A 26172-nucleotide genomic window follows, 5' to 3' on the forward strand; every position below is an offset into this window, starting at 1 on the left:
TCCCTAATCGTTCACATACTCGTCTAACTCAGCAAAGCGGTCAAACATCTTGTCCAGTTTGGCATTACCGGTATCGATTTGTTGCTGCAAATCACCTAAGGTCACATAGTCCTCGCCGTTCGTCGCCGCCATTTGCGCCTTCAAAGCGCTGATTTTGGCATCTAGGGCATCCATATCGGTTTGCAACTGATCATGCTCAATTTGTTCAGCATAGGTCAGCTTCGTCTTCTCCTTCGGGCCGGCCGTGGTGGCTGCCGTTGAGGCTGGCTGCTTCGGGGCTGCGGCAACCGGTGCCGTAGCAGCCGCTTTTAACTGAGCCAAATAATCGGTGAAGCGCCCAACATGGCGGTCAATCACGCCATTGCCTTCAAAATAGAGCAAGTGGTCAGCAACTTTATCCAAGAAATAACGGTCATGTGACACGGTGATCACGGTGCCAGGGAACTGCTGCAAATAATCTTCCAGCACGGTCAAGGTCGCCACATCCAAATCATTAGTCGGCTCATCCAGCAGCAGCACATTCGGCTGGCTCATCAAAATCCGCAGCAGATACAAGCGCCGCTTCTCCCCGCCAGATAGTCGGCCAATCAAGGTACCATGCATACTGCGCGGGAACAGGAACTGCTCCAGCAGCTGGGTCGTGGAAATGCGTTCGCCGCTGTCGGTGACCAAGACTTCCCCGGCCTCTTGTAAATATTCAATCACGCGCTTGGTCGGGTCAAGTGTTTTGCTCATTTGGGTGTAATAACCCAACTTGACAGTTTCGCCAATCTCCACGGTCCCGGTATCAAGTGGCTGCTTGCCCGCAATCACATTCAGCAAGGTCGATTTGCCTGCCCCGTTGAGTCCCGTGATGCCAATGCGTTGTCCCGGTTGCACCAGCCAAGAAAAATCATTCAGAATTTGGTGGGTCCCGAGCTTAAGGCCTGCTTCCTTAAATTCAATGACCTTCTTGCCCAGCCGGGTGCTGGCCACTTTCATCTCCACCGTGCCCGTCGCCGCGGGCCGATCAGAAATTTCCGATTTCAAATCATTGAACCGATTGATCCGCGCTTGCTGTTTCGTCGAGCGGGCCTGCGCGCCGGCATGCATCCAAGCCAGTTCCTGTTGGTAGAGCTGGGCCTGTTTATGCGCGCTGGCGGTATCGCGTTCGACCTGCGCCGCTTTTTGACTGACGTAGGCTTCATAGTTGCCAGGGTACCGATAGAGTTGACCGTGATCCAGCTCCCAAATGGTGTTGGCAACATGATCCAAGAAGTAGCGATCATGGGTCACCACCAAAAGCGCCCCTTTATACTTGCTCAAATGGGCCTCCAACCAATCAATGGAATCAAAGTCCAAGTGGTTCGTTGGTTCATCCAGCATCAGCAAATCGGGCTTTTCAATCAGCACTTGGGCCAAACCGACGCGCTTTTGCTGCCCACCGGACAGGCTGCCGATTTTCTGACTGAGGTCGTCGATATGCAGCTGGGTCAAAATGGTTTTGATTTCTGTCTCCGCATCCCAAGCGTCGACCTGAGTCATGCGAGCATCCGCTTTGCTATAAGCCGCTTGGGCAGCTTCATCCATCGGATCAGCGGTGTACGCCGCCAGCGCCTGTTCGTATTCGCGAATGGCCGCAAAAATCGGTGAACTGCCGCCATAAATCGCGTCCATGATGCTTTTATCCTTGGCCAGTTTGGGCTGCTGGGCGAGATAACTCAGCGAATACTGCTTAGGCGTCACCACTTCCCCGCCATCAAACGGATCAATCCCGGCTAGGCCGTTGAGCAAGGTGGTTTTGCCAGTGCCATTCACCCCGATTAGGCCAATGCGGTCGCCTTCGTTGATCAAGAAATCCATATCTTTAAATAGTTGCTTGTCGCCATACGCTTTGCGTAAGCCATTTGCGGTTAAAGTCTGCATACTACCCCTCGCTTTTCTCGTTCTCATCATACCATAGGCATCTGGTCCGAGGCGCAGGCGAATCAAAAAGCGCGCACCAGGCGCGCTTAACAGCTTTAGTAATTAGGATATTCGTCATCCACGGTGTGCTCCGCATCAATCACAATGTAGAGATGGCCGTTTTTGGTTGAGACCTTACTGGTTTGATACTGATTGTCCAAACCGCTGGGATCTTTTTGGGCAAAGGGGAAATAGATCTGAATCCCATTGCTGCCTTCTTCATCGAATTGCAGATCCATTTTCTCGATGTCCTGGTACTTCATCGCCCGACCGAACATCCCCAGTTCCAGGGAACCGGTATTGATATCGGAAGACTTCACATGGTCAGCTTCTGGCAGGATTTCCACCTTAAAACTCTTGCAAGGATGGATTTCCTGAATATTACCGCCATTAATGCGGCCATAGCTGGTCGTCACGCGGCTGATCCAAATATCGGCCAGCTCCTTGTGAGAAATCGTCCATTCGTCGCCATTGCGGAAGTGAAAGACGAGCTGTTCAAAAACGTGTTCCTTCATACTCCTCATCCTTTCTGAATTCGCTTACATGGCTATTTTACCATAGTCCGGGCAATTAAACCCCTGCCGCCTTCAGCAGCGCGGCCTGATCATTCGGCAACTCACCAGCCACCACCGCCTGCTCAAGCCGATTCAGCACTTGCCCGAGCTTGGGACCAGGGACAAAGCCATGCGCAATCAAGGTTTTACCATCAATCACCAGCGCCGACTTGGCCCGAATCGGCAGTCCCTGGTACGCCTGGGCCACCGGCGCCGGGTCAAAATCAGGGTGCAGCGCCTGCGCGGCCGCGAGCGCCACCGGTAGCGCCTCGGCGCCAGCCTGATACAAAGCCCAAGCGCTTGGCGTTGGTAGCTGACTCAGCAGCGCCGTCGCCCGCTTCACCAACTCGGTCATGGCATTGGCCTGCTTCCAGGCGCGCATAAGGGCCAACACCGGCAGTTGCGTCAGGTGCGCTAGCAAGGTCCAGCCCACCGCCGGCTCGTGCCACTGCGGTCCAGTGGCTGCCGCCAGCGTGGTTAAGGCTGCTTCCTGATCCGTCAAAAGCGGGGCATATCGATACAGCCCAGTCGCCAGAAAATCGTTCAGCCCCGCTTGGCGGGCAATGCCGGTCAAAAGCCGCGTGAACTCCGCCGCAATGCGTTCCACCGACACATGGGCCAGCAGCGGTGCGTTTTCGGCAATCGCCGCTTTGGTGGCCGGTTCCAGCTGAAAGTCCAGCTGACTTTCAAACCGCACCCCGCGCATCATCCGCAAAGCATCTTCATGGAAGCGTTCATGGGGATTCCCCACTGCCTTCAGCTGTTTGGCGGCCAAATCTTCCAGCCCACCGAACAAGTCAATCACCGTGCCGTCATGGCGCACTGCCAGCGCATTCACCGTAAAATCGCGGCGCTTGAGGTCTTCGGCGAGCGAGCGCACAAAGGTCACCTGATCCGGGCGCCGGAAGTCCTGGTAGCCGGATTCGGTGCGGAAGGTGGTGACTTCATACCCCGTCCCATGGTCCAAGACCATCACGGTGCCATGTTGGATCCCGGTATCGACGGTGCGGCGAAAAATCTGTTTGATTTCCGCCGGATATGCTGAGCTAGCAATATCAACATCGTGAATCGGCAAACCCAGCAGCGCATCGCGCACACTGCCGCCGACAAAATAGGCTTCATAGCCTGCCGCCTCAATGGCCTTCATAATGGGAATAGCGGCCTTAAATTCTGGATGGCTTAAATCGAGCTGCATCATCTCGCCCCTTCTTTTATGCTAGGTCTATGATAGCAAATTCAGGGCCGCTTGACTAAACCAGCGGGAAAGTCTGCTACAATGAAATTAATAAGCTTGCTAAGGAGGGGTCGTATGTCAAAACGTCGTCAAAGAGTCGCCTTGGACTTAGCCTTGATTACCCTGGGCTGCGCGCTGTATGCGTTTGGGCTGGTCACGGTGAATATCGCCAATCATCTGGCAGAAGGCGGCATCACTGGGATTACTTTGCTGATTCGTTATTGGTGGCACATCGACCCGGCCTACTCCACCATTGTCTTAAATATTCCCCTCATTATCATCGGCTATAAGTTTCTCGGCAAACGGGCCTTGGCCTACACCATTTACGGCACCGCGATGCTGTCGGCCTGGCTGTGGATCTGGCAGCGGCTGCCAGTCAGCTTACCCATTAGTCATGACCTGTTCATTGCCGGCGTGATGGCGGGGCTGTTCGGCGGTATCGGCTCCGGCCTGATTTACCGCCGCGGCGGCACCACCGGCGGCTCGGATGTGATTGCCCGGGTGCTGGAAAAAAACACCGGGATTCCCATGGGCAAATCGCTGCTGGGGTTTGATGTCATTGTGCTGCTGGCCAGCCTGAGCTATCTGAATCTCGAGCTGATGATGTACACCTTGCTGGCCAGCTACGTCTTTTCACGCATTGTCGACTTCACCTTAGAAGGCGCCTATGCCGCCAAAGGGGTGCTGATTATTTCCAATCAAGCGGAACCCATTGCCAATGCCATTATGGACAAACTCGAACGCGGCGTGACTTACTTGAAGGCTGAAGGCGGTTTTGCCCGCGATCAAAAACGCATGGTGTACGCGGTGGTAGCACCGACGGAAATCGCCGCCACCAAGCGTATCATTGAAGATTATGATCCGCAGGCGTTTGTCACCATTTTGGATGTGCATGAGGCGCTTGGCGAAGGCTTCACTTACAAACGCAAACCGCGCCGGTTGTTTCTCAGTTAATAGAAAGGAAGGCTAACTGATGCCACTATTAGTGATTGGCTTCGTTTTGTTGGCGGTCGGCCTATGGGAAATTCATATCACCAGCCGCACCTTCAAGCAACTGAAAGCTGGCCAATTCCAAACCAGTAATGGCTTCATGCCCTGGGCGCTTTGGACCAGCTTAGTGATCGGCACCATCATGACCGTGGCGGCCTTAGGTTGTTTTGTGGTTGCCCTGTTTCAATCATAGCGAACTCATTCGCGCAAAGAAACGGCGGCGTCCCTCGGGGCGCCGCCATTTTTGAGTCTTATTGGTCTTCTTCGGCTTCAAGTTCATCCAAGCGTTCCTGCATGTCAGTATCCGTCGGTGCCAGCGCCAAGTAGCGCGTCAAAGAGGCCTTTAATTCAGCCTTAGCCCCAGTCGACTGGAAGAAGTCGATGAGGTCATGTAAGAACAGCACCGAATCCTGCAAGGCGTTGAAGGCCAGCAAGTAGTTCTCCCGCGCCTTGGCCACCTCATCCAGACGATCATAGCTTTTGGCCAAGTTCCAGTAAATCTGCGGATCCACTTCATCGGACTTATCCATCGCTTCTAGGTAAGCAACGTTGGCCTCGTCATCGTGCTTCGCCAGGAGCAAGTTGCTCCAAGCCATGGCCACCGCCTGATTTTCCGGATCCAAGTGGCGGGCTTTGGTCAGGTAAGCCTCGGCCAAATCAAGGTTGTCCTCCTGCAGCGCCAAAGTCGCGCCGTAAGCGAACAAATCAGGATTGGTGTCATCTTGCATCAGCCCCGCCTGGACCGTGGCCAAGGCGTCCTCGCTGGCGCCACCTTTGACCTGAGCCTTGGCCAATGGTAAATACGCATTGGCGTATGTTGGGTCAGCGTCAATCAGCCCTTGCAGCGTGGCAACAGCATCTTTAGGCTGATCCAGCTCGGCATAGAGCGTCCCTAGGCGCAACTGACTTTCCGCATCCAAAGTAGCCGGTCCCGCATCTTCATACACGGCCACTGCGTCTTCGTATTGGCCTAGATTGGCCAAGGACCCGCCGTAGCGCGCCTTAATGTTTACTTGGGCGAATTCATCGATGCCTGCCGCCAGCAGCTGTGAATACGCCAAACTGGCACGATCATCGCGGCCCCAGGCATTATAGAGTTCCCCTAAGGCAAAGGTCACTACCGGCTCGTCTGGCACCAGCTGCTGGGCTTCCAGCAGTTTTTGCTCACTGACTTCATATAAGCCTTGCGTCTGATAGACATCCGCCGCTGCCAAGAGCGCCTGCGGGTAAAAGTCACTGTCCGGGGTGATTTGACTAAGCAAGCCCAGCGCCTTGTCAGGTAAATCATCGCCCACAGCAATATCTGCCAAGGCAGTTTTCAGATCATCTTGGTCCGGATACTTGCCCATCAGCTCCTCGTACAAGCGCTGGGCCTGGCCAGTGAAGCCTAACGCGTACAGCTCACCAGCCAGATTATATTTGGTTTCATCGTCATCGTTTTTCAATACGGATTGAAAAAGCTCACGCGCCTCGGCCATGTGACCAGCCTCTAGCGCCGCCAGCATTTGCTCTGAATAGCTCATATTTCCCCCTTATGACGGAAAAACGGGTCCAGGCGCCAGGCCTGATCCCGTTTTTAAGTATGGATCCTATCATTGCTTCAAGGAGACTACTTAACAGCGTCCTTGAGGGCCTTACCAGGCTTGAATGCAGGTACCTTGGATGCAGGAATCTTGATTTCTGCACCAGTTTGCGGGTTGCGGCCCTTACGAGCAGCGCGTTCGCGAACTTCGAAGTTACCAAAGCCGATAAGTTGAACCTTTTCGCCTTTAGCCAGGGAAGCCTGGATAGAACTAAAGACTGCATCTACAGCTGCCGTTGCATCTTTCTTCGTCAAACCGGTTGTTGTTGCAACGCTTTCGATCAATTCTGCTTTATTTGCCATGATCTTTTCACCTCCGTATTGATTTAGATGGTGGACCATCTAAACATACCCATCTTGTTTTCCAAAATGAGGAAACAATGATAAACCGGTATCACCATTTCAATCATTAAGATAGCACACAAACCCCGTCGTAGCAAGGTTATTTAGCCCTTTCGCCGAAATTTGCGCGTATTCTTGAAAAAATGCCACTGAAAACGGTCGAGCGCCGGTCTAACGCCGCTTTCACCCCACTATTTCCGGTTACGGGCAATCAAATGAATCGGGGTCCCTTCGAAGTCGAAGGTCTGCCGCAACTGATTAATGAGAAAACGTTCATAAGAGAAGTGTAGCAGGTCGGGATCGTTGACAAAAACCACGAATGTCGGCGGTTTAACGGCCACTTGGGTCATGTAGTAAATGCGCAGGCGCTTGCCATTGATGGTTGGGGTCGGGGTCACGGCCAAGGCATCCAGCAGCACATCATTCAGCACAGCACTTTGAATTCGGCGGTTTTGATTTTCAGAAACCGTTTGAATCATGCCCGGCAAATTCTGCAGCCGTTGTTTGGTCTTGGCGGAAACAAAAACGATCGGCGCGTACTCGAGATACTGGAATTCGGAGCGAATGTGCGCCTCAAATTCCTGCATCGTGTGATTGTCTTTCTCTTTCAGCGTGTCCCATTTGTTGACGACAATGATGATGCCCCGACCGGCTTCGTGCGCGTAACCTGCCACTTTCTTGTCCTGTTCGCGAATGCCTTCTTCCGCATTCAGCACCACCAGCACCACATCACTGCGATCGATGGCTCGCAGCGCCCGCATCACCGCGTATTTTTCGGTGTTTTCGTAGACCTTGCCGCGCTTTCTGATGCCGGCGGTATCGATCATCGTAAATTCTTGGTCGCCATGGGTAAACTTGGTATCAATCGCGTCACGCGTGGTCCCCTCGATCGGACTCACAATCACCCGTTCTTCACCTAAAATTGCGTTCACCAAACTGGACTTACCAACATTCGGCCGCCCAATGAAGGAGAACTTGATGCTGTCATCGTCATCGCCGCTGCCTTCAGCTGGGAAGCCGGCAAACACAGCATCCAAGACATCCCCTAGGCCAATGCCGTGGGTCCCGGAAATCGGATACGGTTCGCCGAACCCCAGACTGTAGAAATCATAGATATCCTGCCGCCGCTCGGGGTTGTCGACTTTATTGACAGCGAGCACCACCGGCTTATCGGCCCGGTAGAGAATCTGGGCGACTTTTTCGTCGGCATCGGTCACGCCGGCTTCGACGCTGGTCAAAAACAAGATAACGTCGGCTTCATCAATGGCAATTTCTGCTTGATCGGCGATTTGATTCAGAAACGGTTCGTCGCCGATGTCGATCCCACCGGTGTCAATCAACGCGAATTCACGGCCAAGCCATTCCGCCTTACCATAAATGCGGTCGCGGGTAACGCCTGGTGTGTCTTCAACAATGGAAATGCGTTCGCCAATCATGCGGTTAAAAATGGTTGACTTGCCGACGTTTGGCCGGCCAACAATCGCTAATGTGGGGAGTACCAAAAAGATCCCTTCCTTCTTTGAAACCGGACCACTTCAGGAAATGTGGTCCTCAGAGGCTGACCGCCACGTTTGGCCGGTCAGATTTAAACCGCAAAAAACCGGGACATCACTGCCCCGGTTTCGTGCTTGGTTCAGGTATTACTTGTCGTTGTCTTCAGCGCCTTTAGCGGCATCCTTCAGCGCGTCGCCAAGGATATCGCCCAATGAGAAGCCGGAGTCATCTTGCTGATATTCAGCAGGAATCTTGGTGTGCTCATTGCGGCTGTTGTTACGACGAGGACGACCTTCGCCGCGGCTGTTATTGTTGCGGCTTGGGCGTTCTTCTTCCATGCCTTCAGGACGTTCTTGGAGCGCCTTGATGGACAGGGCCAGTCGGTGCTGGTCTGGATCAACGGACAGGACTTTAACCTGCACTTCTTGACCTTCCTTAAGCACATCTTGAGGCGTTGCGATGTGTTCGTGGGAAATCTGAGAAATATGAACCAAACCTTCAACCCCAGGGAAGACTTCAACGAAGGCACCAAAGCTGGTCAAACGCTTGACCGTCCCGGTCAAGGTGCTGCCGGCAGGGGCTTTTTCGTCAATGTCATCCCAAGGCTGTGGCAAGGTTGCCTTGATGGACAAGGAAATGCGATCGCGTTCTGGATCTACGGCGAGGACCTTAACCTTGACGTCTTGGCCAACCTTCAGCACGTCGCTTGGCTTGTCAACATGGTCAAAGGCGATTTCGGAAACGTGAACCAAACCGTCCACGCCACCAAGATCAACAAAGGCCCCAAAGTTGGTCAAACGCGCAACCTTGCCTTCAACAACATCGCCAGGCTGAATCTTAGCAAAGATTTCCTTGCGGGCTTCAGCCTTGCCTGCTTCAACAATGGCACGGTGGGAAAGGATCAAGCGGTTTTCGCTTGGTTCGATCTCGATGATCTTGAATTCAAGTTCTTGACCCTTGTACTGAGACAAGTCTTCAACAAAGTGATCTTCAACCATGCTTGCTGGGACGAACCCACGCACGCCAGCGTTGACAACCAAACCACCCTTAACCACAGAGGTGACCGGTGCAGTGATGGTTTCGCCAGCATCAAACTTCGCTTGGATTTCCTTCCAAACCTTTTGGGCTTCCAGACGACGCTTGGACAGCAGGTACTGACCATTTTCTTTGTCTTTGCCAATAGTAGAGATCACGACCAAGTCAAGCTTGTCGCCGACTTTAGCAACCGACCGAATGTCATCGATTGGCTGAGTAGATAATTCTTTCAGAGGAACGACACCTTCAACGCCGGTGCCTTCGATACCTACAACCAGTTGCTTATCTTCGACGGCTAATACTTCACCCTTAACGGTGTCACCGATGTGAACAGTTTCAACGCTCTTCAGCGCATCCGCCATTGTTTCGGTGTTTTCTGCTTCATTCTTTTCACTCATGCCAAAAAATCCTCCTATACGACTGTCATACTTGTTACATTGTAACCGATTAGCGCCAAAATACCAACAGTTTGTTTCAAAGCTGGCAAAGTTTTGTTCAAGCCCTGACCGGTTTTGATCGGATTCGATGAATCACTGCGCCCGCTTTTGATTCGCCAAGGCAATGATTTCTGCCACTTCCTGGTCAATGGTCATGTTGCTGGAGTCGATTTCCACCGCATCTGCGGCCTTGCGCAGCGGCGATACCGCGCGGGTGGAGTCTTTGTGATCGCGAGCTTCGATTTCTTCCGCCAACACCGCCACCGGGGTCATGATCCCTTTTTCGACATTTTCCTTGTAGCGGCGCTCGGCGCGCTTTTGGACGCTGGCAATCATGAAGATTTTGACTTCCGCCTGCGGCAACACGGTGGTGCCAATATCGCGGCCATCCATCACAATATCGTTGGCGGCGGCAATGGCGCGCTGGCGCTTCACCATTTCTGCCCGCACTTTGGGCAAGGCTGAGACTTGGCTGACGTTGTTGGTGGCATCTTCCTGACGAATGGCCAGGGTGACATCTTCCCCATCCATGAACACCAACTGGCCTTCAGGCGCCGGTTTGAAGGTGATGGTCAAAGGCTTAAGCGCCGCCATGATGGCTGCTTCATCATCCAATTTCAGTCCCTTGCGCAAGGCCATCACCGTCACGGTCCGGTACATGGCACCGGTATCACAGTAAATAAAACCTAATTGATTAGCGACGCGTTTTGCGATGGTACTTTTTCCTGACCCGGCTGGGCCATCAATTGCGATTTGCATGTTTTCGACTCCTATCCATATATTTCTAAAATGGCTGACACAAAAATTGAGTCGGTCGCCCGACTCAATTTGCTTACTTCACTCGCACGGACTGACCAGGATGTAGTGCTTGGCCATTCCAGGCGTAAAACTGTGACAGCGTAATCCCATGGTTCAGCGCAATGCGATAAGCGTTGTCGCCGGACTTTACGGTGTAGTATTCAGGCGCGCTGCTGGACGAGCTCGCCACGCTTGAGGAACTCGAAGCAACAGAGCTGCTAGAGGCAGCGCTACTGCTCGATTCACTGCTGGTGGCCTCGCCACTTGAACTGCTCGAAGCCTTGCTGGATTTACTCGACTTGCTTGAGCTTTGTTTTTTGCTGCTCTTTTTGCTACTTGATGATTTCTTGCTTTCGACGGCAATCTTGTCACTGCCACCGTTGTTGTTGGCATTGCTAGCAATGGCATTGTATGTAACCGGCACAATGACAAACAAAGCAATCAACACCCAAAGCACATATTGCAACACCTTGGTGCCGTGTGACTTGCGCCGAGTTGCGACCCGCGACAGATTACCCTCGTCGTCACGATCATCCTCAAATTGTTTATTCCATGGCTGATTAGCGTCATCGGCCTGAGGGGATTTTTGATCGGTTTTCTTATTCATGACGATCCTCCTTGCTCAACTACAGCCTATTGTATCATAGTTGGTCCCAGCGATTTTCACTTAGAATTAAAGATGCGTTTAAAAATCACAGACCAGCTTGCCCTTGACATTTGGGCTGGCGGCGGTGTCTGGGGTAACTGGGCTAACACGGCCGGCGTCGCTTCGCCGCAGCAAAACGCACTGTGAGGCTGGGCTGGCGAGTCAAAATACGCCATCAGCGCCGCACGCTTGCATGGTGCCTGCAGTAAGTTAGCCATCGCGGTGAAGCTCGCCTGCTTGTCCTCGCGGCGGCCGCTTAACTGCGCTAGCACGGCGGTTTGCGAGAAACCAGCTTGAATATAAGCCTCAACCAAGGCGACCTGCGGATCATCGAAATCTTGATAAGCGCTGGGATGTTTAAAAATCGTCTGAATCAGGTTTTCATCGGGGACACTCGCCGCGAACTGCCCGGCGCGGGCCACATCATTCGGCCCCAGCAATAACATCGTCAGCGCTTTTTGGCCATCGCGTCCGGCCCGGCCAATCCCTTGCGAGTAGGCCTCAAGCGACTCCGGCAGATGCAGATACAAAACCAGCCGGACATCAGGCTTATCGATGCCCATGCCAAACGCACTGGTGGCGCAAATCACTTGCAGTTGATCCGCCATGAACTGGCGCTGCACCAGATCGCGTTGCGGCGCGGTCAAGCCGGCATGATAATAAGCCGCCTTGATGTCATGGGCGTTCAGCGTAGCACTGAATTCCTCCGCCGCCCGCTTGCGGTCGAAGTAAATGATTTGCGGTCCAGCCACCGCTTGCACCAAGGCCAAAGCGCGGGCGGCGCGGACCTGATCACTGGGCAGTTGCTCCACTCCTAGGAACAGATTCGGCCGGTCGACCGAGCCAATGAGACAGGTCGCATCGGGCAATTGTAAGCCGGTTAAAATGTCCGCCTGCACTTGTTTCGGCGCGGTGGCGGTCAAGGCCAAAGTCACCCGCGGGTGCAACACGGCCCGTGCCTGGCCCAGTTTCAAATAAGCGGGGCGAAAATCCGGCCCCCATTGCGAGATGCAGTGCGCCTCATCCACCACCAATAACCCCACTGGCAGTTGGCGCAAGCGGCCCTGCACATCGGGGCGAGCCAGCGTTTCTGGGGAGATGAACAAGAACTTCTCCTGATCCAGGGTTCGTAGCACCGCAGCAAAGTCGGCTGGGGCCAAGCGGCTGGATAAAGCCGCCACCTGCTTTTCTCCTAGCACTTGCAACCGGGCCACCTGGTCTTCCATCAAGGCGAGCAGCGGCTCAACCACCACGACCAGCCCGGGCATCAAAAGCCCTGGCAACTGATAACAAAGCGTTTTGCCACTCCCAGTCGGCAGCACCGCCAGCGTATCTTGCCCGGCCAGCACCGCCTGCACAATGGCTTCTTGACCGGGCTTGAAGGTCTCAAAGCCAAAATACTGTTTGAGCGCTTGGTTTAAGTCAGTCATGCGGCCACCTTCCTTGTAAATCGAGAATTTGAAACAGGCGCACCTGGAAAAATTCACTGCCTGGCACTGCATCCAGCAGCGCTTGATAATCCAACTGCTGCCCTTGGTAGGCCGTCAAAGCGGCTTTGACCGCTGCCGGATAAACCTGCCCCACCGGTGGCTGCCAGCCTAAAATAGTGGCTTCCAGCAAATGCTCATTCACGGTGCTTGGCCGCAGGCGCATTTGCTGGGCGATCTGCTGGCGGCTCTCGCCGCGGGCAAACCGGTCGCACACCAGCTTCGCATTCGGCGGCAACAGCGGCGTCGGCCCTCCCCACAAGGTCCAAAGCGCCGGCCACTTTTGCTGCGCAATCGCGGCCACCAGCAGGGCCAGATCATTGGTGGCTTCTAGGCTCGCCGTCAGCGAACCCACCTGCGCCGCACCGACAAAATCATGGCCCACCAGCCGTTGCGCCAGTCGATCTGCCACCGGCGTTGGGAGCGTTGTAAACGCCGCCGTCAGCTCGCTAACGAAATTGGCGGATTCAACGTGTTTGAGCCAGTCACGAACGGCTTGCTGGGTGGCCCATTCCGCTACTGCCGGGCGATAGCGGCGATTGTCGAAGCTAGCTTCCGACACCACTTGAACCGCCAGTAGCAATCGACGTTCAAACTCGGCCAGTCCCATCCAAGGTTGATAGGCCTCAGGCAGCGGCACCTTGTTGGCAGAATCAAGGCTATCGGCCCCCAGCACCAAGCCGGCATCAGTTTCAACCAGTCGTTTTTGCGCAATCAGGGTGTTTAACGCTGCTTGAAAATCCGTCCGGGCCAGCGTAGGGTAAAGCTGAAGCCATTGCAACTGATGATGTTGCAATGCCGAGAACAAAATCGACAAGGTCTTTTTGCCGGTTAATAAGAGATAAACCGCCGGCCCGCGCCGCGGTTGGTCACTAAAGAATTGGATCATAAAGTCTTCTAACATTTCGGCTCCTGGAGGTTTGACGTATGAAACCAGTATACGCGCATGTTGATCGCGCTGCCTGCATTGCTTGTGGCTTATGCCAAATGCTGGCTCCAAAACTATTCGAGTATGATCAAGAAGGAATCGCCAGTTACTGCCCTGATGGCAATACCGGCACCCTGCCACTGACCGGCGAGCAACTGATTGACTTCAAGTTGGCCTATCGCCGCTGCCCCACTGGCGCCATTCAGCGCAGCGAGCAGCCATTCACTCAAGCTTAATCCATATTTCGCTAGATGCAAAACGGACCCCGGCAACTTGCCGAGGTCCGTTGTTTCATTCAGACTATTGTAAGTGGGCAGTCGTTTGATGCGCCCGCTGCTTTTCAAGCCAAGGCATCAAGGCCTTGGCAATGGCGAAGAACACCACCGACACCACGGCGCCTTTGATCAGGTTAAAAGGCACTACCCCAATCAGCACGTAGCGGGTCACGGACATCCCCAGCGGGAAGTTCATCACCGCCAAGTACATTGGCATGATCACCAGCCAGTTCAGCACACTCATAATCACCGTCAGACTGACGGTGCCCAAGGCCAAACCGCTGACTTCGCGGCCGAGCCCACTCTTGGGCTTCATGGTCATGACCACCGGCAGCATGAAGCCAACACTGGCGATGAAGGCGGCCAAATCACCAATCAGGTTCACCACCCCGCCGCCGGTTAAAATAAAGTGCAGCAGGCTGCGAACAAAGGCGACCATGATACCGCCACCTGGGCCGTAAATTAAGCCGCCCAGCAGTACGAACAAGTCAGATAAATCCAACTTCAAAAAGGGAAACATCGGCAAAATAGGAAAGGCCAAATACATCATCAGCACAAACCCGACCGCCGCCAAAAGCGCGACCCCAACTAAACGATGAACTCTAGAACCAGACATGAAAATCCCTCCATGTGGTTGCTTCAGAGAGGCCAAAAAAGGCCTGTTTACCCCAGGGTAAACAGGCCTTAACTTGAATTCGGGATTCAAAATAAGCCCCATCTTCTTTATCTAGACTGTACTATCGGTTCCGGAATCACACCGGATCGGCCGCGCCATGCGCGGGTCGCGGACTTTCACCGCCGGTCGGGAATTTCACCCTGCCCCTGAAGACGAACCAATATTTAATTTTTATTACTAACAAATTGTAACTGGTCAATTTGTTCTTGTCAACCCTCATTTGAAAGCGCTTCGAGCGCGGCCACTTCCGCCGGCTTGAGCGCCCGGTAATCCCCAGGTTGCAGGCCAGCGAGGGTCAGCGGCCCGTACTGCTCACGGGACAATTTGATGACTTTGTAGCCCAAGGTCTCGAACATTTTTTTGACTTGGTGATTAATGCCCTGATGAATGGTCAAGGAGACAATTGAGGTTTGCTTGGCCTTATCCGTCGACATGATCTTGAACCGGGCCGGCGCCAGTTTCTTGTGATCCACCACCAGACCATCGCGCAGCGGCATCAACTTCTCACGCGTTGGGATGCCTTGCAGCTTGGCGACGTACTTCTTTTCCACCTTGAAGCTTGGGTGCATGAGGAGGTTAGCAAAATCGCCATCGTTCGTCATCAGGAGCAGGCCCGAGGTATCCCAATCCAGCCGCCCCACTGGATAAAGGCGCTGCGGTTCGTCTTCAAAAAAGTCGGTGACCACGCGGCGCTTTTTGTCATCCGAAGCGGCGCTGATCACACCCCGCGGCTTGTAGAAGAGGTAGTATTTCTTCTGCTCTTGGGTCAGCGGCACCCCATCCACCTCAATGGCATCCTGTGGGGTCACTTTCACGCCCATTGCGGTCACGGTTTCACCATTGACGGTCACTCGGCCAGCGCTAATCAACGCTTCCGCGTGGCGGCGCGAGGCGATGCCGGCTTCGGCAATCGCCTTTTGCAGGCGCATTTCACTGGTTGCTTTCGGCATTCTTTTCTCCTTCTGTCGGCGCAGCATCTGGGGCTAGCGTCTGTTGAAAATCACTAAATAAATCGACTTCGGTTGGCGCCGCTTCCGGCTTCAATGGCGGCAAGTCTTCCAAGGTGTGCAGGCCAAAATAGTCCAGGAAAAACGGCGTGGTGGCATAAAGAATCGGCCGCCCAGGGGCTTCCTTGCGGCCTGCTTCCTTAATGAGCTGGCGGGAAGCCAGCGTGGTTAAGGCGCCAGAACTTTGCACGCCGCGGACTTCATCGATTTCGATTCGGGTGATGGGCTGCTGGTAAGCAATGATGGCCAGCACTTCCAGCGCCGCATTGGACAGGCCAGCTTGCGGCGGGCCAGCAAAATACTTCTTCAGCACCTCCGCAAATTCCGGCTTGGTGACCAAAAAGTAGCGTTCGTCCGCTTCCTGCAGCTGCAACCCGCGACTGCTATCATCGCTGAGCGCCTGCGCGTAGGTGGTTAATTGCTGACGCATGGCGGCTGGGGAAATGCCGAGCAGCTCGGCAAAAGCTTTCAACTCGACGCCGGCTTCACCTGCTGTGTAAAGCACGGATTCAATCACCGGTTGCATCACGCGGCCTCCTTTTTCGTCACAATAATCGGGTCAAATGGCGCGTCTTGCTGACAAATAATCTGATCCGACTTCATCAGCGTCAGGAGTGCCATAAAAGTGGTCACGATGCCTTCTACGCTTTTCACTGCCACCAAAGTTTCAAACTGACACGTCCCGACCTTGCTTAATTGCGCCAGAATTTCGGTAATCCGCTTCTCCACCGAAATCGGCTCACCTTCGATATGGGCAATGGTTTCGCGGGTGGCTAACTGCCGCTGCAGCACTGCCATCATCGCCGCCGTCAATTCGTTGAGCTTGACTGATCCTGGTCGCATGGGCACTTTAACATCGGCGCCAGGCAGAGTTTCCGGTTTAGCATAAGACTGCGCGCGGGCTGTTTCCCGGGTGCGCAGTTGCGCCGCCGCTTCTTGATAGACTTGATATGTCAGCAGCTGCGCCACCAACCCTGCACGGGGATCTTCATAATCCTCGGGTAAGTCTTCATCATCGGTTTCCGGCTGCGGTAGCAGCATTTGACTTTTCAGCGCCATTAGGCTGGCAGCCATAACAAAATAATCACCAGCCACATCCAGCCGCGAATGCTGCATTTGATGCAGGTACTCGAGGTATTGGCTAGTGATTTCTGCGATGGGAATGTCGTAGATGTCGACTTCATTGGTCCGAATGAGATGCCAAAGCAAATCAAGTGGGCCAGAGAAATCATTCAGCACTAAGGTCAGTGCCATCAGGGTCCTCTTTTCTATACTGAGAAAACGCAGCAATCAAAGGCGCCGTTTCCATGGTGCCCATCAGTTTTTGATCTGGATACAACTTGGTCAAATCATTGAGCACCGCAAAATTGGTCGCCGCCGAGCGCACAGCTGGCGACAACGACAAATGCCGGACCATGACAAAATCGGTCCCCATTTCGATGCCCACGACGCCTTCGAAATCGCCCCCAGCGACTTCGCGGTACAGATAAAGTTGATGCGAATTATCTGTGGTATACAGCGTCAATTCTGTTTTCAGATGATCGATGTCCTTGAGATCGGGAATGAACGACAAAAAGCCCATCGCGATCTTGGCATAATCATTCTTATACTTAGTCAGCATGATAGCCTCCACACATTAACTACTCTGAGGCATACTTTACCATATCTTAAGAGAAGCAACAAATATTAAAGAGCTAGGCTGCGGAGTAAGGCCGCACTTAGCCCGACAGGTAGCCTAGGCGTAAGCATTGCCGTCGCACTTTGACGGCGAGGCTTACGCCGTAGCTAACTGCTCGGGCGTTGGCCTTACGGAGCGCAACTACGGTTAATCACAGGCGCCCGGGCAGGACAGCTTCCGCAGGCAGGGGCTGGAACGTGGTGGCCAGCGCTTTGAGCCTTGCTCCGCAAGTCTCAAAGTCGCGGCTTGTTCTAAGCCAGTAAAAACCACTGGCTAAGAACAATTTCACCACTGAGCCCCTGCCTGCTCCAGCTGTCCTACCCTACGATAACGGTTAGACCCCCAAAGGAGCAACGCCTCTGATTCCAAACCAATCACATGATATACGATTGCAAGGACCGCCAACTCTGTGGTTACGTTAAGATCTAAAGTGGATGAAGTAGAGGATTAGCGTCCCGCCTACCCCCGTGGATGTGTATCGTGATAGACCTTCATGATCTTCTTATTGCTTAAATGCGTGTAAATCTGCGTTGTGCTGATGTCGGCGTGGCCGAGGAGTTCTTGCACGACCCGCAAGTCTGCCCCGTTTTCAAGGAGATTGGTGGCAAAGCTGTGGCGCAAGGTGTGCGGGGTGACGTCCTTTTCGATGCCTAAGGCTTGAATATAAGCTTTGAGGTTCTTCCAGATGCCTTGGCGCGTGAGCTGGCGGCCGTGAAAATTGACGAATACAACGGCCGGCGGCGTTTTTTTGATCAAGGCCGGGCGGCTGTTTTGCAGATACTGATTGACCCAGTCGACTGCTTGCGGCGACACGGGCACGATACGCTGCTTGTCGCCTTTCCCCGTCACTTCCAGCAGGTTAAGCGAGAGGTGCATTTGATCCAAGCGCAGGTTAACGAGTTCCGACACCCGCAGGCCGGTGGCGTACATCAGCTCAAACATGGCTCGATCGCGTAACCCCAGCGGCTGCGTGATATCAGGCGCGGCCATTAAGGCATCAATTTCCGGTCCCGATAAGGTGGCTGGTAAATGCTGGGCGGGCTTGGGTGAGGCGACCATGGTCATGGGGTCGCTGCTAACCACAGTTTCGCGCAAGAGGTAGCGATAAAACTTGCGCAAGGCCGAAATCATCCGGCTCACTGAGGTAGCGGCTTTGACGTCACTTTGGGTCGCCAAAAAGGCCTGAATCGACTCAAGCGATTCAGGAAAGCCAGGGGCCTCACTGATATCGAGCCAGTCCGCGAATTCATTCAGATCCTGGCGATAGCTGGTTTGGGTCGTTTTGGCGAGCCCACGTTCAACATCCAGATAATGGACAAAATCACCAATTTGGTCGGCCATGGCCTGACGCTTTTTACTGCTGGTCATTCCGCTTGGTCACCCCATTTTGCTGCGTGATCAATTTGGCTTTGAGCAGGTGCCCCAGCGCGCGCTTAAAGGCCCCTTTGCTGATGCCAAACGCAGCCTTGATCGCTTCAGGATCACTTTTATCCGTGTAAGGGATACTGCGGCTAGGGTCATGATCGATGACCGCCAAAATCATCGCCGCGTCATCATAGATTTCTTCGAAGGCCCGCGGCTTCAGCGAGAGATTTAAGCTACCATCATCTCGCACGCCAATGACCCGGCCGTGCACCACTTCCCCGAGCCGCGGTTCAGTTTGCCGTTCGCTGGGGTGAATAAAGCCGAGATAGTAATCTGACGTGATGACATGCGTGCCTGCCAGCTTCAACCGGTACACGGTCGCGGTCACATCGGCGTTCATCATCGTGGGCTTGGCCTGATTGGCAATGGCTTGAAACATGGTCTCATCCGCCAAATCCGCCCAGAGGCGATGCTTTTTATCGATGCGCATCGAGACCATCAAGCGGTCGCCTTTGGCTGGCCACAGCCGCGCCAGTTCTGGCAACTGGTCCAAGGACAGCACCAGATCTTTGTCCGGCAGCCCGATGTCCAAGAAGACGCCTAAGTCCTTGCGCACCTGGACGACTGTGGCAAAAGCGTAGTGATCATAACCAATGGTTGGAATTTTGGTTGTCAGCCGCGCCGTGTCATTTTTATTTTCATACGCAAACCCGTGCACGGTGGCGCCGGTGGCCGGCACTATCTCAAATTCGGTTTGGTCGATGGCTAAGGTCACGCCGTCGTATTGGGCGAAGACTTGGGTATCATTCGTATCTGAAACTGTCGCGTCAATGATTTGACCGTTAAAGTTCATGGTTGCCTCCTAATGTGTGGGCACGATATTAAACACTGTTAAAATCACGTAGGTCATGCCACTGGCAATCACCGGGCCGGCGGCAATACCTTTGAGGAACACGACGCCGACAATGGTGCCAAACACCAAGGCGACCGTCATTTCCGGGCTCTGGGCGAGCAGCCCGACCCCTTTGCTGGATAGCACCGCCACCAAAATGCCCATGGCAATGGCAATCCAGCCAGCGGGGCTTTTGACCACCTGCAGCAGCTCCTTGAAGCCAATTTCGCCGGTGGCAATTGGCACCATGATGGCAGCCGAAATAATAGTCACACCCCAGTTGATGCCTTGCGCCTGAATGGTTTTTAGCAGCGGCTGAAAGGCTGGAATCAGTTTGATCACCATCACAAATCCGACCCCGATCAGTAGCGCTTTATTCTTCGCCACGGCGGCGATTGCCAAGATGGCGGTTAAAAATGCCCAGCTTTCCATAATGACCCCCTGCATTTGTTCTGTTTCTACTTTACGCGAGTTCAAAGCAAAAGTCACCTTTACCGGCGCACCAAAAAAGCCGAGCCAGCAAATGCTGACCCGACTTTCATAGCTGTTATCACAAGTGATTACAGGGTGTTGGTCGCACCTTTGTAGACAATCCCACGACGGGAGTCAACAGTGATGACCTGACCATCGGTGATGGCCTTCAGGGCATCTTCAGCGCCAACAACAACCGGAATACCCATGGCAATCCCAACCACAGCAGCGTGGCTGGTCAGGCCGCCATTTTCAACGACCAAGGCCGAAGCCTTCTCGATGGCTGGCAGGTAATCCTTATCCGTGGTCTTAACAACCAGGATGTCACCCTTTTGCATCTTAGCAGCAGCTTCATCAGCGCTGTTAGCCAAGACGGCTTTACCAACGACAGCTTCGTCGCCAACCCCAGAGCCTTGAACCAGCTTGGAGCCGATGAGTTGAACCTTCATGACGTTGGTGGTGCCACTTTCACCAACCGGTACGCCGGCAGTGATCAAGATCAAGTCGCCTTCCTCAGCAAAGCCGAGTTCTTGCGCCTTCTTGGTGGCCAAGTCGAACATTTCGTCGGTGCTGTTTGGACGATCAGCAACGATTGGGAAGACGCCGCGGTTGATGGTCAAGCCGCGCTGGGTCTTTTCGTCGAAGGTGATGGCCAAAATGTCAGCATCTGGACGGTACTTGGAGATCATGCGTGCGGTGTAGCCAGAGTTGGTAGCCGCCACAATGGTCTTCACGCCCAGCTTCTTAGCGGTGCGGGCAACAGCAACCCCAACGGATTCAGTCACAGAAGCGTTGGCGTAGTCGCGTTCAGCGTAGCCGCCTTCTTTGGTGATCTGGTCTTCGATGTAAGCATCGATCCGTGCCATCGCAGCAACGGATTCAACTGGGTATTCACCGTTAGCGGATTCACCAGACAACATCGTCGCGTCGGTGCCGTCAAAGACCGCGTTAGCCACGTCATTGACTTCAGCACGCGTTGGGCGTGGGTTTTCTTGCATGGAATCCAGCATCTGGGTCGCAGTGATGACTGGCTTACCAGCATCGTTGCACTTGCGGATCAAAGTCTTCTGAACGATTGGCACATGTTCAAATGGAATTTCAACCCCCATGTCGCCACGAGCAACCATCAAACCATCGGAAACCTTCAGGATATCGTCAAAGTTGTCGATACCTTCTTGGGATTCGATCTTTGGGTAGATCTGAACGTTCAGGGCGTTCTTTTCTTCGAGCAATTCGCGAATGTCCATCACGTCCTGAGGCTTACGAACGAAGGAAGCAGCAATGAAGTTGATCCCATTGTCCAAGCCGAAACGAATGTCATCGGCGTCTTTTTCGGTAATCCCTGGCAGGTTGATGGAAACACCAGGGGCGTTGACACCTTTACGGCTGCCCAAGACACCGTCGTTTTGCACGGTGCAGACCAGTTCGCGGTTGGCTTCGTCCTTTTCGGTGATCAAAACATCAATCAAACCATCGTCGAACAGCACATGGCCGCCAACGTGGGTATCGTCATACAAACCTGGGTAGGTGACAGCGACTTTTTCTTTGGTTCCTTCGAGGCTAGCGTCCATCGAAATCCGCATCACATCGCCAGTATGATATTCAATCTTGCCGTTGTCAGTGTGCTCAACCGTGGTCCGGATTTCAGCACCCTTCGTGTCAAGCATGATCCCAACTGTCTTGCCGGTGATCTTTTCAGCTTCATGAACCATATTCATGCGAGCCAAGTGTTCTTCGTGGTCCCCATGAGAGAAGTTAAACCGGAATACGTTGGCCCCCGCCTGGATCAGCTTAACGATGATGTCCGTCGTGTTGCTGGCCGGACCGAGCGTGCTAACGATCTTGGTTTTTTTCATAATGTAAAATCGCTCCTTTGACAATTTTTAATGCCGACTTTTACGCCAGAATTAACACAATTAAAGTAAAACGAGACTAGTAAGCCAGGTCAGAAGCCAGCTTGTAAAGAGAAAGCTGACTTTCATGCTTGGAATTGAACAAATCGGTCATCGCGTGGTTAACCAACTTGTTGTTTTGAATCCCAACGGCCAGACCGCCTTTGCCTGCCATCAACAGTTCAACCGCATAGGCGCCCATTTCGGAAGCCAAAACCCGGTCCTTAGCGGTTGGTGAACCACCGCGCTGAACGTGGCCAATCGTGGTCGCGCGCAGCTGGAAGTCGCCGTACTTGCCAAGCTTGTCAGCAAATTCAGCGGCAGTCATGACACCTTCGGCCAGCACGATGATGGCATGCTTTTCCCCGCGCTGACGGGAAGAACGCAAACGATCAGCGACTTTTTCGATGTCGTAGTCGTGTTCTGGGATGATGACGTCGCTTGCGCCGCCAGCCACACCGGCCCACATGGCGATGTCGCCGCAGTTGCGACCCATGACTTCAACCACAAAGGTCCGTTCATGGGAAGCAGCGGTGTCACGCAACTTATCGATGGCATCCAAGGCGGTGTTAACCGCGGTGTCAAAGCCAATCGTAAAGTCGGTGTACGGGATATCGTTATCGATCGTGCCTGGCAGGCCGATGGCATTATAGCCATGTTCGGTCAGCCGCAAAGCGCCGTGGTAAGAACCGTCGCCGCCGATAACCACCAAAGCATCGATGCCGAACTTATTCAGTTGGGCAATCCCCTTCAGTTGAACGGGTTCCTGAGCAAACTCAGGGTAACGTGCAGAATACAGCATGGTACCGCCGCGCTGAATCACATCACTCACTTCAGCCGGTGTGATTTGGAAAATATCGCCAGCAACCAGGCCAGCGAAACCGTAGTTGATCCCGAAGACTTCAAGGCCTTCCGTAATGGCTTTACGAGCGACCGCGCGCACCGCAGCATTCATGCCGGGTGCATCGCCGCCACTGGTCATAATCCCAATGCGTTTCATCATTTCACCTCATGATTTTCTTTTTGGGGTAACCCCCAAACACTTGTTAAGCATATCACTTTTCTGAAAAAATGTCGCCTATTGCTTATGAATTTTCCATTTTTTCCGAAACCCGCTCAACCCGCTGGAGCACAACGTTTTTTTCTCCCATCAGGCCCTTAATCTTGGCGACGTTTTCATCACTGGCATCGATCCAGTAGCGCCGATTGAGCATGACGCTTTCACGGGTTTGTGCATTCACCGTGATCACCGGGATAGGCCCGGTCATTTGGCCTAGCAGCGCCAGCAACGCTTTTTGCTGGGCCGGTGTTTGGTCATGCAACTGAATGAACAACTTAGCCGCTGGGAGTTTAGCCACCAGCTGATCCGCCAAGTCGATTTGGTTGGCAATCATTTGTAGGCCATCGCGCTCTTCGACTTTGCCTTGCACCAGCACCACCTGATCCACCTTAAATTCACTGATGGCCGGGTAAAGACTAGGAAAAACCGTGATGCTCAGCGGACCGCTGGCATCTTGACCATCGATGAACGCCATTTCCTGCCCCTTCTTGGTGCGAATGCGTTTGATCCGGCGAATCACCAGCAGCACCGTGGCTTGCTTTTGCCCTTGCAGCGCCGTGGTGGCCGTAATCGGATAAAACGGTGCCAGTTGGTTCTGATAACGATCCACGGGATGCCCCGACAAGTACACGCCCAGTACGGCAGCTTCTTGGTCGAGCTGCTCGGTGGCTGACTGCCGCGGCACTTTAATCAGCTTGGGCTGAAAAGCTTCAAACAACCCCACATCGTTACCAGCCAACTTAACGGTTTCAATCAGCTCAGCGAGATTAGCAGTAACCTGCGCCCGATTGTCATCAAACTGATCAAATACCCCCGCCGCTACTAGCGGCGCGAATTGTTCTGCCTTCAGCCACTTGGGGTCAAGCCGCTGGAAGACATCTTGCAACGAACGGAACGGCCCGTCAGAGCGTGCCGCCAGCAGTGCATCGGCAAAGTCCCGGCGCAGCCCCTTGATGGACAAAAAGCCAAAGCGCAGACTGGCGCCTTCTATGCGGAAAACCAGCCCACTGCGATTGATATCTGGCGCCAGCACTTTGATTTTGCGCTGTTTGAGCTCCTGCACATATTGGCGCAGCTTAGGGCCACTATTCAGCGTGCTGTTCATCAGCGCCGCGAAAAATGCCGTCGGATAATGGACTTTGATGTAAGCCAACCAAAAGGCAATCATGCTGTAAGCCACCGCATGGCTACGGTTGAAACCGTAATTGGCAAAGCGGTCGATATAGTCGTAAACCGTTTCCGCGGTCGCCTGATCGTAGCCTTTAGCCTTGGCCCCGGCCAGGAACCGCGTTTTTTCAGCTGCCAGGACGGCGGCTTTTTTCTTACTCATCGCACGGCGCAGTAAATCGGCTTCGCCTAAACTGAAACCGCCCATGGTGCTCGCCACTTGCATGACCTGCTCCTGGTACACCAAGACGCCATAGGTTGGCGCCAAAATCGGCTTCAGAGCCGGGGCAGCGTAGGTGATGGGCTCCTGGCCATGCTTGCGGCGAATGAAGGTATCGATTTGCTCCATTGGCCCTGGTCGGTACAAGGCATTGGTGGCCACAACATCTTCAAAAGTCGTGGGCTGCAGGCGTTTGAGCACCGAGCGAATCCCAGCCGATTCAAACTGGAACACACCGTTGGTATCCCCGCGCGCAAATAACCGCAAGGTCGCCGCATCATCCAGCGGGATTTGCTTAGGGTCAAACGCTTGCTTGGTTTGATACGCAATGGCCTTGCTGGCGCGGGCCAGCAGACTGAGGTTGCGCAAGCCGAGAAAGTCGATTTTGAGCAGGCCCAACGCCTCGACATTGACCATGGTCACTTGGGTTTGGGCAATGCCATCGCCGCCGTCTTGCAAGGCAACGGTGTCAGTCAGGACTTCTTGCGCCAGCACAATCCCAGCCGCATGGGTGGAATAGTGGCGCGGCAGCCCCTCCAAGGCCAGCGCGGTTTGGAACAGCCGCTGATTCTCCGGCGCATCCCCCACGAGATTACGCAGCGGCAGAGAATCCTCATACGCTTGCTTCAGATTGATATGCAACTGGCTAGGAATGGCATTGCTCCACTTATTGCTGTCAAATTGACTGAGGCCAAACACCCGCGCCACATCGCGAATGGCTTGCTTAGCGCCAAACGTGCCGAAGGTGATGATTTGAGCCATGTGGTCATCCCCATACCGGTCATGGACATATTGAATGAGCTCGCCCCGGCGATCATCCGGGATATCCAAATCAATATCTGGCATTTGCGCCCGGGCCGGATTGAGAAACCGTTCAAACAGCAAATGGTATTCAATCGGATCCACTTCGGTAATCGCCAACGCATAGGCCACCAGCGCGCCTGCCGCAGAACCACGCCCGGGACCGGTCATAATCCCGACTTCATGGGCGTGGTTCATCACATCCCACACCACCAGGAAGTAATCAGCAAAGCCCATTTCATCAATGACTTTGAGCTCATAAGCGAGCCGCTTCTGATAGTCGGGTGGCACCGTCCCCATGCGCTTGGTCAAACCAGCTTGGGCCAGGCTGGCCAGATACGATGCCGCTGGCTGGTTGTCCGGGGTGGGAAAATGCGGCAGCTGCGGCTGCTTGAATTCAATGGTCACCTGACAGCGCGCCACTAGGGCTTCAAGGTTAGTCAGCGCTTCAGGCAACTGCGCGAAAGGTGCGGCGGCCTGATCAGCTGGGGTCAGCCAATCAGGACCGGCATCCATCAAAGTCGGATCCCGAAAATTAAGCTGCTGGCCAGATTTAATCGCTGCCATCACCTTCTGCGTGAACGCGTCGGTGGGATTGAGGTAGCTGACTTGGCTCAAAGCCAAAAGGGGCAGTTTTTGCGTCTCGGCAAACTGCTGCAAAGAACCGCCCAGCTCCCCCGCCGTCAGGCCCAGATACAAACTCGCCGGCTTTTTGCCTTTCAACGCCGCCACCAGGTCCACCCCAGTGTAGCCGCGCTCGGCAAATGCTGGACTGAGCAAATCGGCCCCAGGTATAATCACCGCCATCCCGGTTAAAGCCGGCAAATCGGCCAGTTTAGGCAACTCAGATTGCAACATGATGGCACTCGAAAGCCGCAGCAGCTGATGATACCCAGCGGTGGTTTCAGCCACGACTAAGAAACGGGCGTCAGCAACGGCGACCGTCATGCCTAACAGCGGTTTGATGTGTGCGGCGGTGGCTTGTCGGTAAAAATCGACAATGCCATACACCACATTGACATCACTGAGCCCGACCGCCGAAAAGCCGCGGTCCTTGGCAGCAGTGATGATCTGCTCCAAAGTCAACGGGCTTTGAAGCAAGGAATTGGCGCTTTGAACTTGAATATGTGTAAACATGTTGCCACCTCAATGCCATTATACCCGACTCCACCTGTTTCCGCAGAGGCGGCGGGTTAT

Annotated in this window: 25 protein-coding genes and 1 riboswitch; of the genes, 3 read left to right on the forward strand and 22 right to left on the reverse strand. The window is 53.9% G+C overall.

Going from position 1 to position 26172, the window contains the following annotated elements; translation table 11 throughout:
* Nucleotides 1–3: 3 nt before the first annotated feature.
* The 3 genes from AAA927_RS04265 to AAA927_RS04275 all read right to left on the reverse strand — a co-directional run bounded on the left by AAA927_RS04265 (nt 4) and on the right by AAA927_RS04275 (nt 3693).
* Nucleotides 4–1905, reverse strand: a complete 1902-nt coding sequence (locus AAA927_RS04265) for an ABC-F family ATP-binding cassette domain-containing protein (RefSeq protein WP_338216049.1) — start codon at nt 1903–1905, stop codon at nt 4–6.
* Nucleotides 1906–2000: 95 nt separating this feature from the next.
* Complete coding sequence (locus AAA927_RS04270; RefSeq protein WP_125581770.1) at nt 2001–2459, reverse strand: hypothetical protein; 459 nt, start codon at nt 2457–2459, stop codon at nt 2001–2003.
* Between the two features lie 55 nt (nt 2460–2514).
* The gene (locus AAA927_RS04275; protein WP_338216135.1) at nt 2515–3693 is read right to left on the reverse strand and encodes a CCA tRNA nucleotidyltransferase; all 1179 of its coding nucleotides are present in this window, start codon (nt 3691–3693) and stop codon (nt 2515–2517) included.
* A 114-nt stretch (nt 3694–3807) separates the two neighbouring features.
* Here AAA927_RS04275 and AAA927_RS04280 point away from each other — a divergent pair, with 114 nt between their 5' ends.
* Together AAA927_RS04280 and AAA927_RS04285 are read left to right on the forward strand one after the other, a co-directional pair.
* A complete protein-coding gene (locus tag AAA927_RS04280) occupies nt 3808–4686 on the forward strand; it encodes a YitT family protein (RefSeq protein WP_338216052.1) in 879 nt (292 codons plus the stop codon).
* Between the two features lie 19 nt (nt 4687–4705).
* Nucleotides 4706–4915, forward strand: a complete 210-nt coding sequence (locus tag AAA927_RS04285) for a hypothetical protein (protein WP_338216054.1) — start codon at nt 4706–4708, stop codon at nt 4913–4915.
* 58 nt (nt 4916–4973) lie between these two features.
* On the opposite strand, the gene AAA927_RS04290 is transcribed toward AAA927_RS04285, so the two are convergent.
* From AAA927_RS04290 to AAA927_RS04325, 8 genes are all read right to left on the reverse strand, one after another.
* Nucleotides 4974–6245 carry a tetratricopeptide repeat protein gene (locus tag AAA927_RS04290; protein ID WP_338216057.1) on the reverse strand — a complete coding sequence of 424 codons (1272 nt, stop codon included), beginning with the start codon at nt 6243–6245 and terminating at the stop codon, nt 4974–4976.
* Nucleotides 6246–6331: 86 nt separating this feature from the next.
* On the reverse strand, nt 6332–6607 hold the full coding sequence (locus AAA927_RS04295; RefSeq protein WP_125581762.1) for an HU family DNA-binding protein: 276 nt from the start codon (nt 6605–6607) through the stop codon (nt 6332–6334).
* Between the two features lie 230 nt (nt 6608–6837).
* A complete protein-coding gene (der, locus tag AAA927_RS04300; protein WP_338216060.1) occupies nt 6838–8148 on the reverse strand; it encodes a ribosome biogenesis GTPase Der in 1311 nt (436 codons plus the stop codon).
* Nucleotides 8149–8286: 138 nt separating this feature from the next.
* Nucleotides 8287–9573 carry a 30S ribosomal protein S1 gene (gene rpsA / locus AAA927_RS04305; protein WP_203633426.1) on the reverse strand — a complete coding sequence of 429 codons (1287 nt, stop codon included), beginning with the start codon at nt 9571–9573 and terminating at the stop codon, nt 8287–8289.
* A 132-nt stretch (nt 9574–9705) separates the two neighbouring features.
* Nucleotides 9706–10371: a (d)CMP kinase gene (gene cmk, locus AAA927_RS04310; RefSeq protein ID WP_338216066.1), complete on the reverse strand. Its 666-nt coding sequence runs from the start codon at nt 10369–10371 to the stop codon at nt 9706–9708.
* A gap of 73 nt (nt 10372–10444) precedes the next feature.
* Nucleotides 10445–11017 (reverse strand): SAG1386/EF1546 family surface-associated protein, encoded by a 573-nt coding sequence (locus tag AAA927_RS04315; RefSeq protein ID WP_338216069.1) that lies wholly within the window; start codon nt 11015–11017, stop codon nt 10445–10447.
* A gap of 56 nt (nt 11018–11073) precedes the next feature.
* The gene (locus tag AAA927_RS04320; protein ID WP_338216072.1) at nt 11074–12486 is read right to left on the reverse strand and encodes a RecQ family ATP-dependent DNA helicase; all 1413 of its coding nucleotides are present in this window, start codon (nt 12484–12486) and stop codon (nt 11074–11076) included.
* A complete protein-coding gene (locus AAA927_RS04325; RefSeq protein ID WP_338216074.1) occupies nt 12479–13447 on the reverse strand; it encodes a YpbB family protein in 969 nt (322 codons plus the stop codon). The genes AAA927_RS04320 and AAA927_RS04325 overlap by 8 nt, the downstream gene beginning before the upstream one ends.
* 23 nt (nt 13448–13470) lie before the next feature.
* Here AAA927_RS04325 and AAA927_RS04330 point away from each other — a divergent pair, with 23 nt between their 5' ends.
* Entirely contained in the window at nt 13471–13707 is a 237-nt protein-coding gene (locus tag AAA927_RS04330; protein WP_338216077.1) for a ferredoxin, read from the forward strand.
* A 64-nt stretch (nt 13708–13771) separates the two neighbouring features.
* Here AAA927_RS04330 and AAA927_RS04335 read toward each other — a convergent pair whose 3' ends face one another.
* The 11 genes from AAA927_RS04335 to AAA927_RS04385 all read right to left on the reverse strand — a co-directional run bounded on the left by AAA927_RS04335 (nt 13772) and on the right by AAA927_RS04385 (nt 26112).
* Nucleotides 13772–14362 (reverse strand): ECF transporter S component, encoded by a 591-nt coding sequence (locus AAA927_RS04335; RefSeq protein ID WP_338216079.1) that lies wholly within the window; start codon nt 14360–14362, stop codon nt 13772–13774.
* Between the two features lie 96 nt (nt 14363–14458).
* A riboswitch (FMN riboswitch) is annotated at nt 14459–14580 on the reverse strand.
* Nucleotides 14581–14631: 51 nt separating this feature from the next.
* Nucleotides 14632–15372, reverse strand: a complete 741-nt coding sequence (locus tag AAA927_RS04340; RefSeq protein WP_338216081.1) for a pseudouridine synthase — start codon at nt 15370–15372, stop codon at nt 14632–14634.
* Nucleotides 15353–15955 (reverse strand): SMC-Scp complex subunit ScpB, encoded by a 603-nt coding sequence (gene scpB / locus AAA927_RS04345; RefSeq protein WP_125581744.1) that lies wholly within the window; start codon nt 15953–15955, stop codon nt 15353–15355. Before scpB ends, AAA927_RS04340 begins: the two co-directional genes overlap by 20 nt.
* On the reverse strand, nt 15955–16683 hold the full coding sequence (locus AAA927_RS04350; RefSeq protein WP_203633120.1) for a segregation and condensation protein A: 729 nt from the start codon (nt 16681–16683) through the stop codon (nt 15955–15957). The genes scpB and AAA927_RS04350 overlap by 1 nt, the downstream gene beginning before the upstream one ends.
* Complete coding sequence (locus tag AAA927_RS04355; protein WP_125581740.1) at nt 16658–17050, reverse strand: N-acetyltransferase; 393 nt, start codon at nt 17048–17050, stop codon at nt 16658–16660. Before AAA927_RS04355 ends, AAA927_RS04350 begins: the two co-directional genes overlap by 26 nt.
* 516 nt (nt 17051–17566) lie before the next feature.
* Nucleotides 17567–18448, reverse strand: coding sequence for a site-specific tyrosine recombinase XerD (gene xerD, locus AAA927_RS04360; RefSeq protein WP_338216136.1), 882 nt, complete (start codon nt 18446–18448; stop codon nt 17567–17569).
* 13 nt (nt 18449–18461) lie between these two features.
* Complete coding sequence (locus tag AAA927_RS04365) at nt 18462–19325, reverse strand: S1-like domain-containing RNA-binding protein (RefSeq protein ID WP_338216086.1); 864 nt, start codon at nt 19323–19325, stop codon at nt 18462–18464.
* A 9-nt stretch (nt 19326–19334) separates the two neighbouring features.
* The gene (locus tag AAA927_RS04370) at nt 19335–19796 is read right to left on the reverse strand and encodes a DUF441 domain-containing protein (RefSeq protein WP_338216088.1); all 462 of its coding nucleotides are present in this window, start codon (nt 19794–19796) and stop codon (nt 19335–19337) included.
* Between the two features lie 128 nt (nt 19797–19924).
* Nucleotides 19925–21691 carry a pyruvate kinase gene (gene pyk, locus AAA927_RS04375; protein WP_125581734.1) on the reverse strand — a complete coding sequence of 589 codons (1767 nt, stop codon included), beginning with the start codon at nt 21689–21691 and terminating at the stop codon, nt 19925–19927.
* Between the two features lie 76 nt (nt 21692–21767).
* Nucleotides 21768–22727 (reverse strand): 6-phosphofructokinase, encoded by a 960-nt coding sequence (gene pfkA, locus AAA927_RS04380; protein WP_204118778.1) that lies wholly within the window; start codon nt 22725–22727, stop codon nt 21768–21770.
* Between the two features lie 85 nt (nt 22728–22812).
* Nucleotides 22813–26112: a DNA polymerase III subunit alpha gene (locus tag AAA927_RS04385; protein WP_338216091.1), complete on the reverse strand. Its 3300-nt coding sequence runs from the start codon at nt 26110–26112 to the stop codon at nt 22813–22815.
* Nucleotides 26113–26172: the final 60 nt, after the last annotated feature.

The sequence above is a fragment of the Lacticaseibacillus salsurivasis genome, assembly GCF_036246225.1.
In the GTDB taxonomy this organism is placed as follows: domain Bacteria; phylum Bacillota; class Bacilli; order Lactobacillales; family Lactobacillaceae; genus Lacticaseibacillus; species Lacticaseibacillus salsurivasis.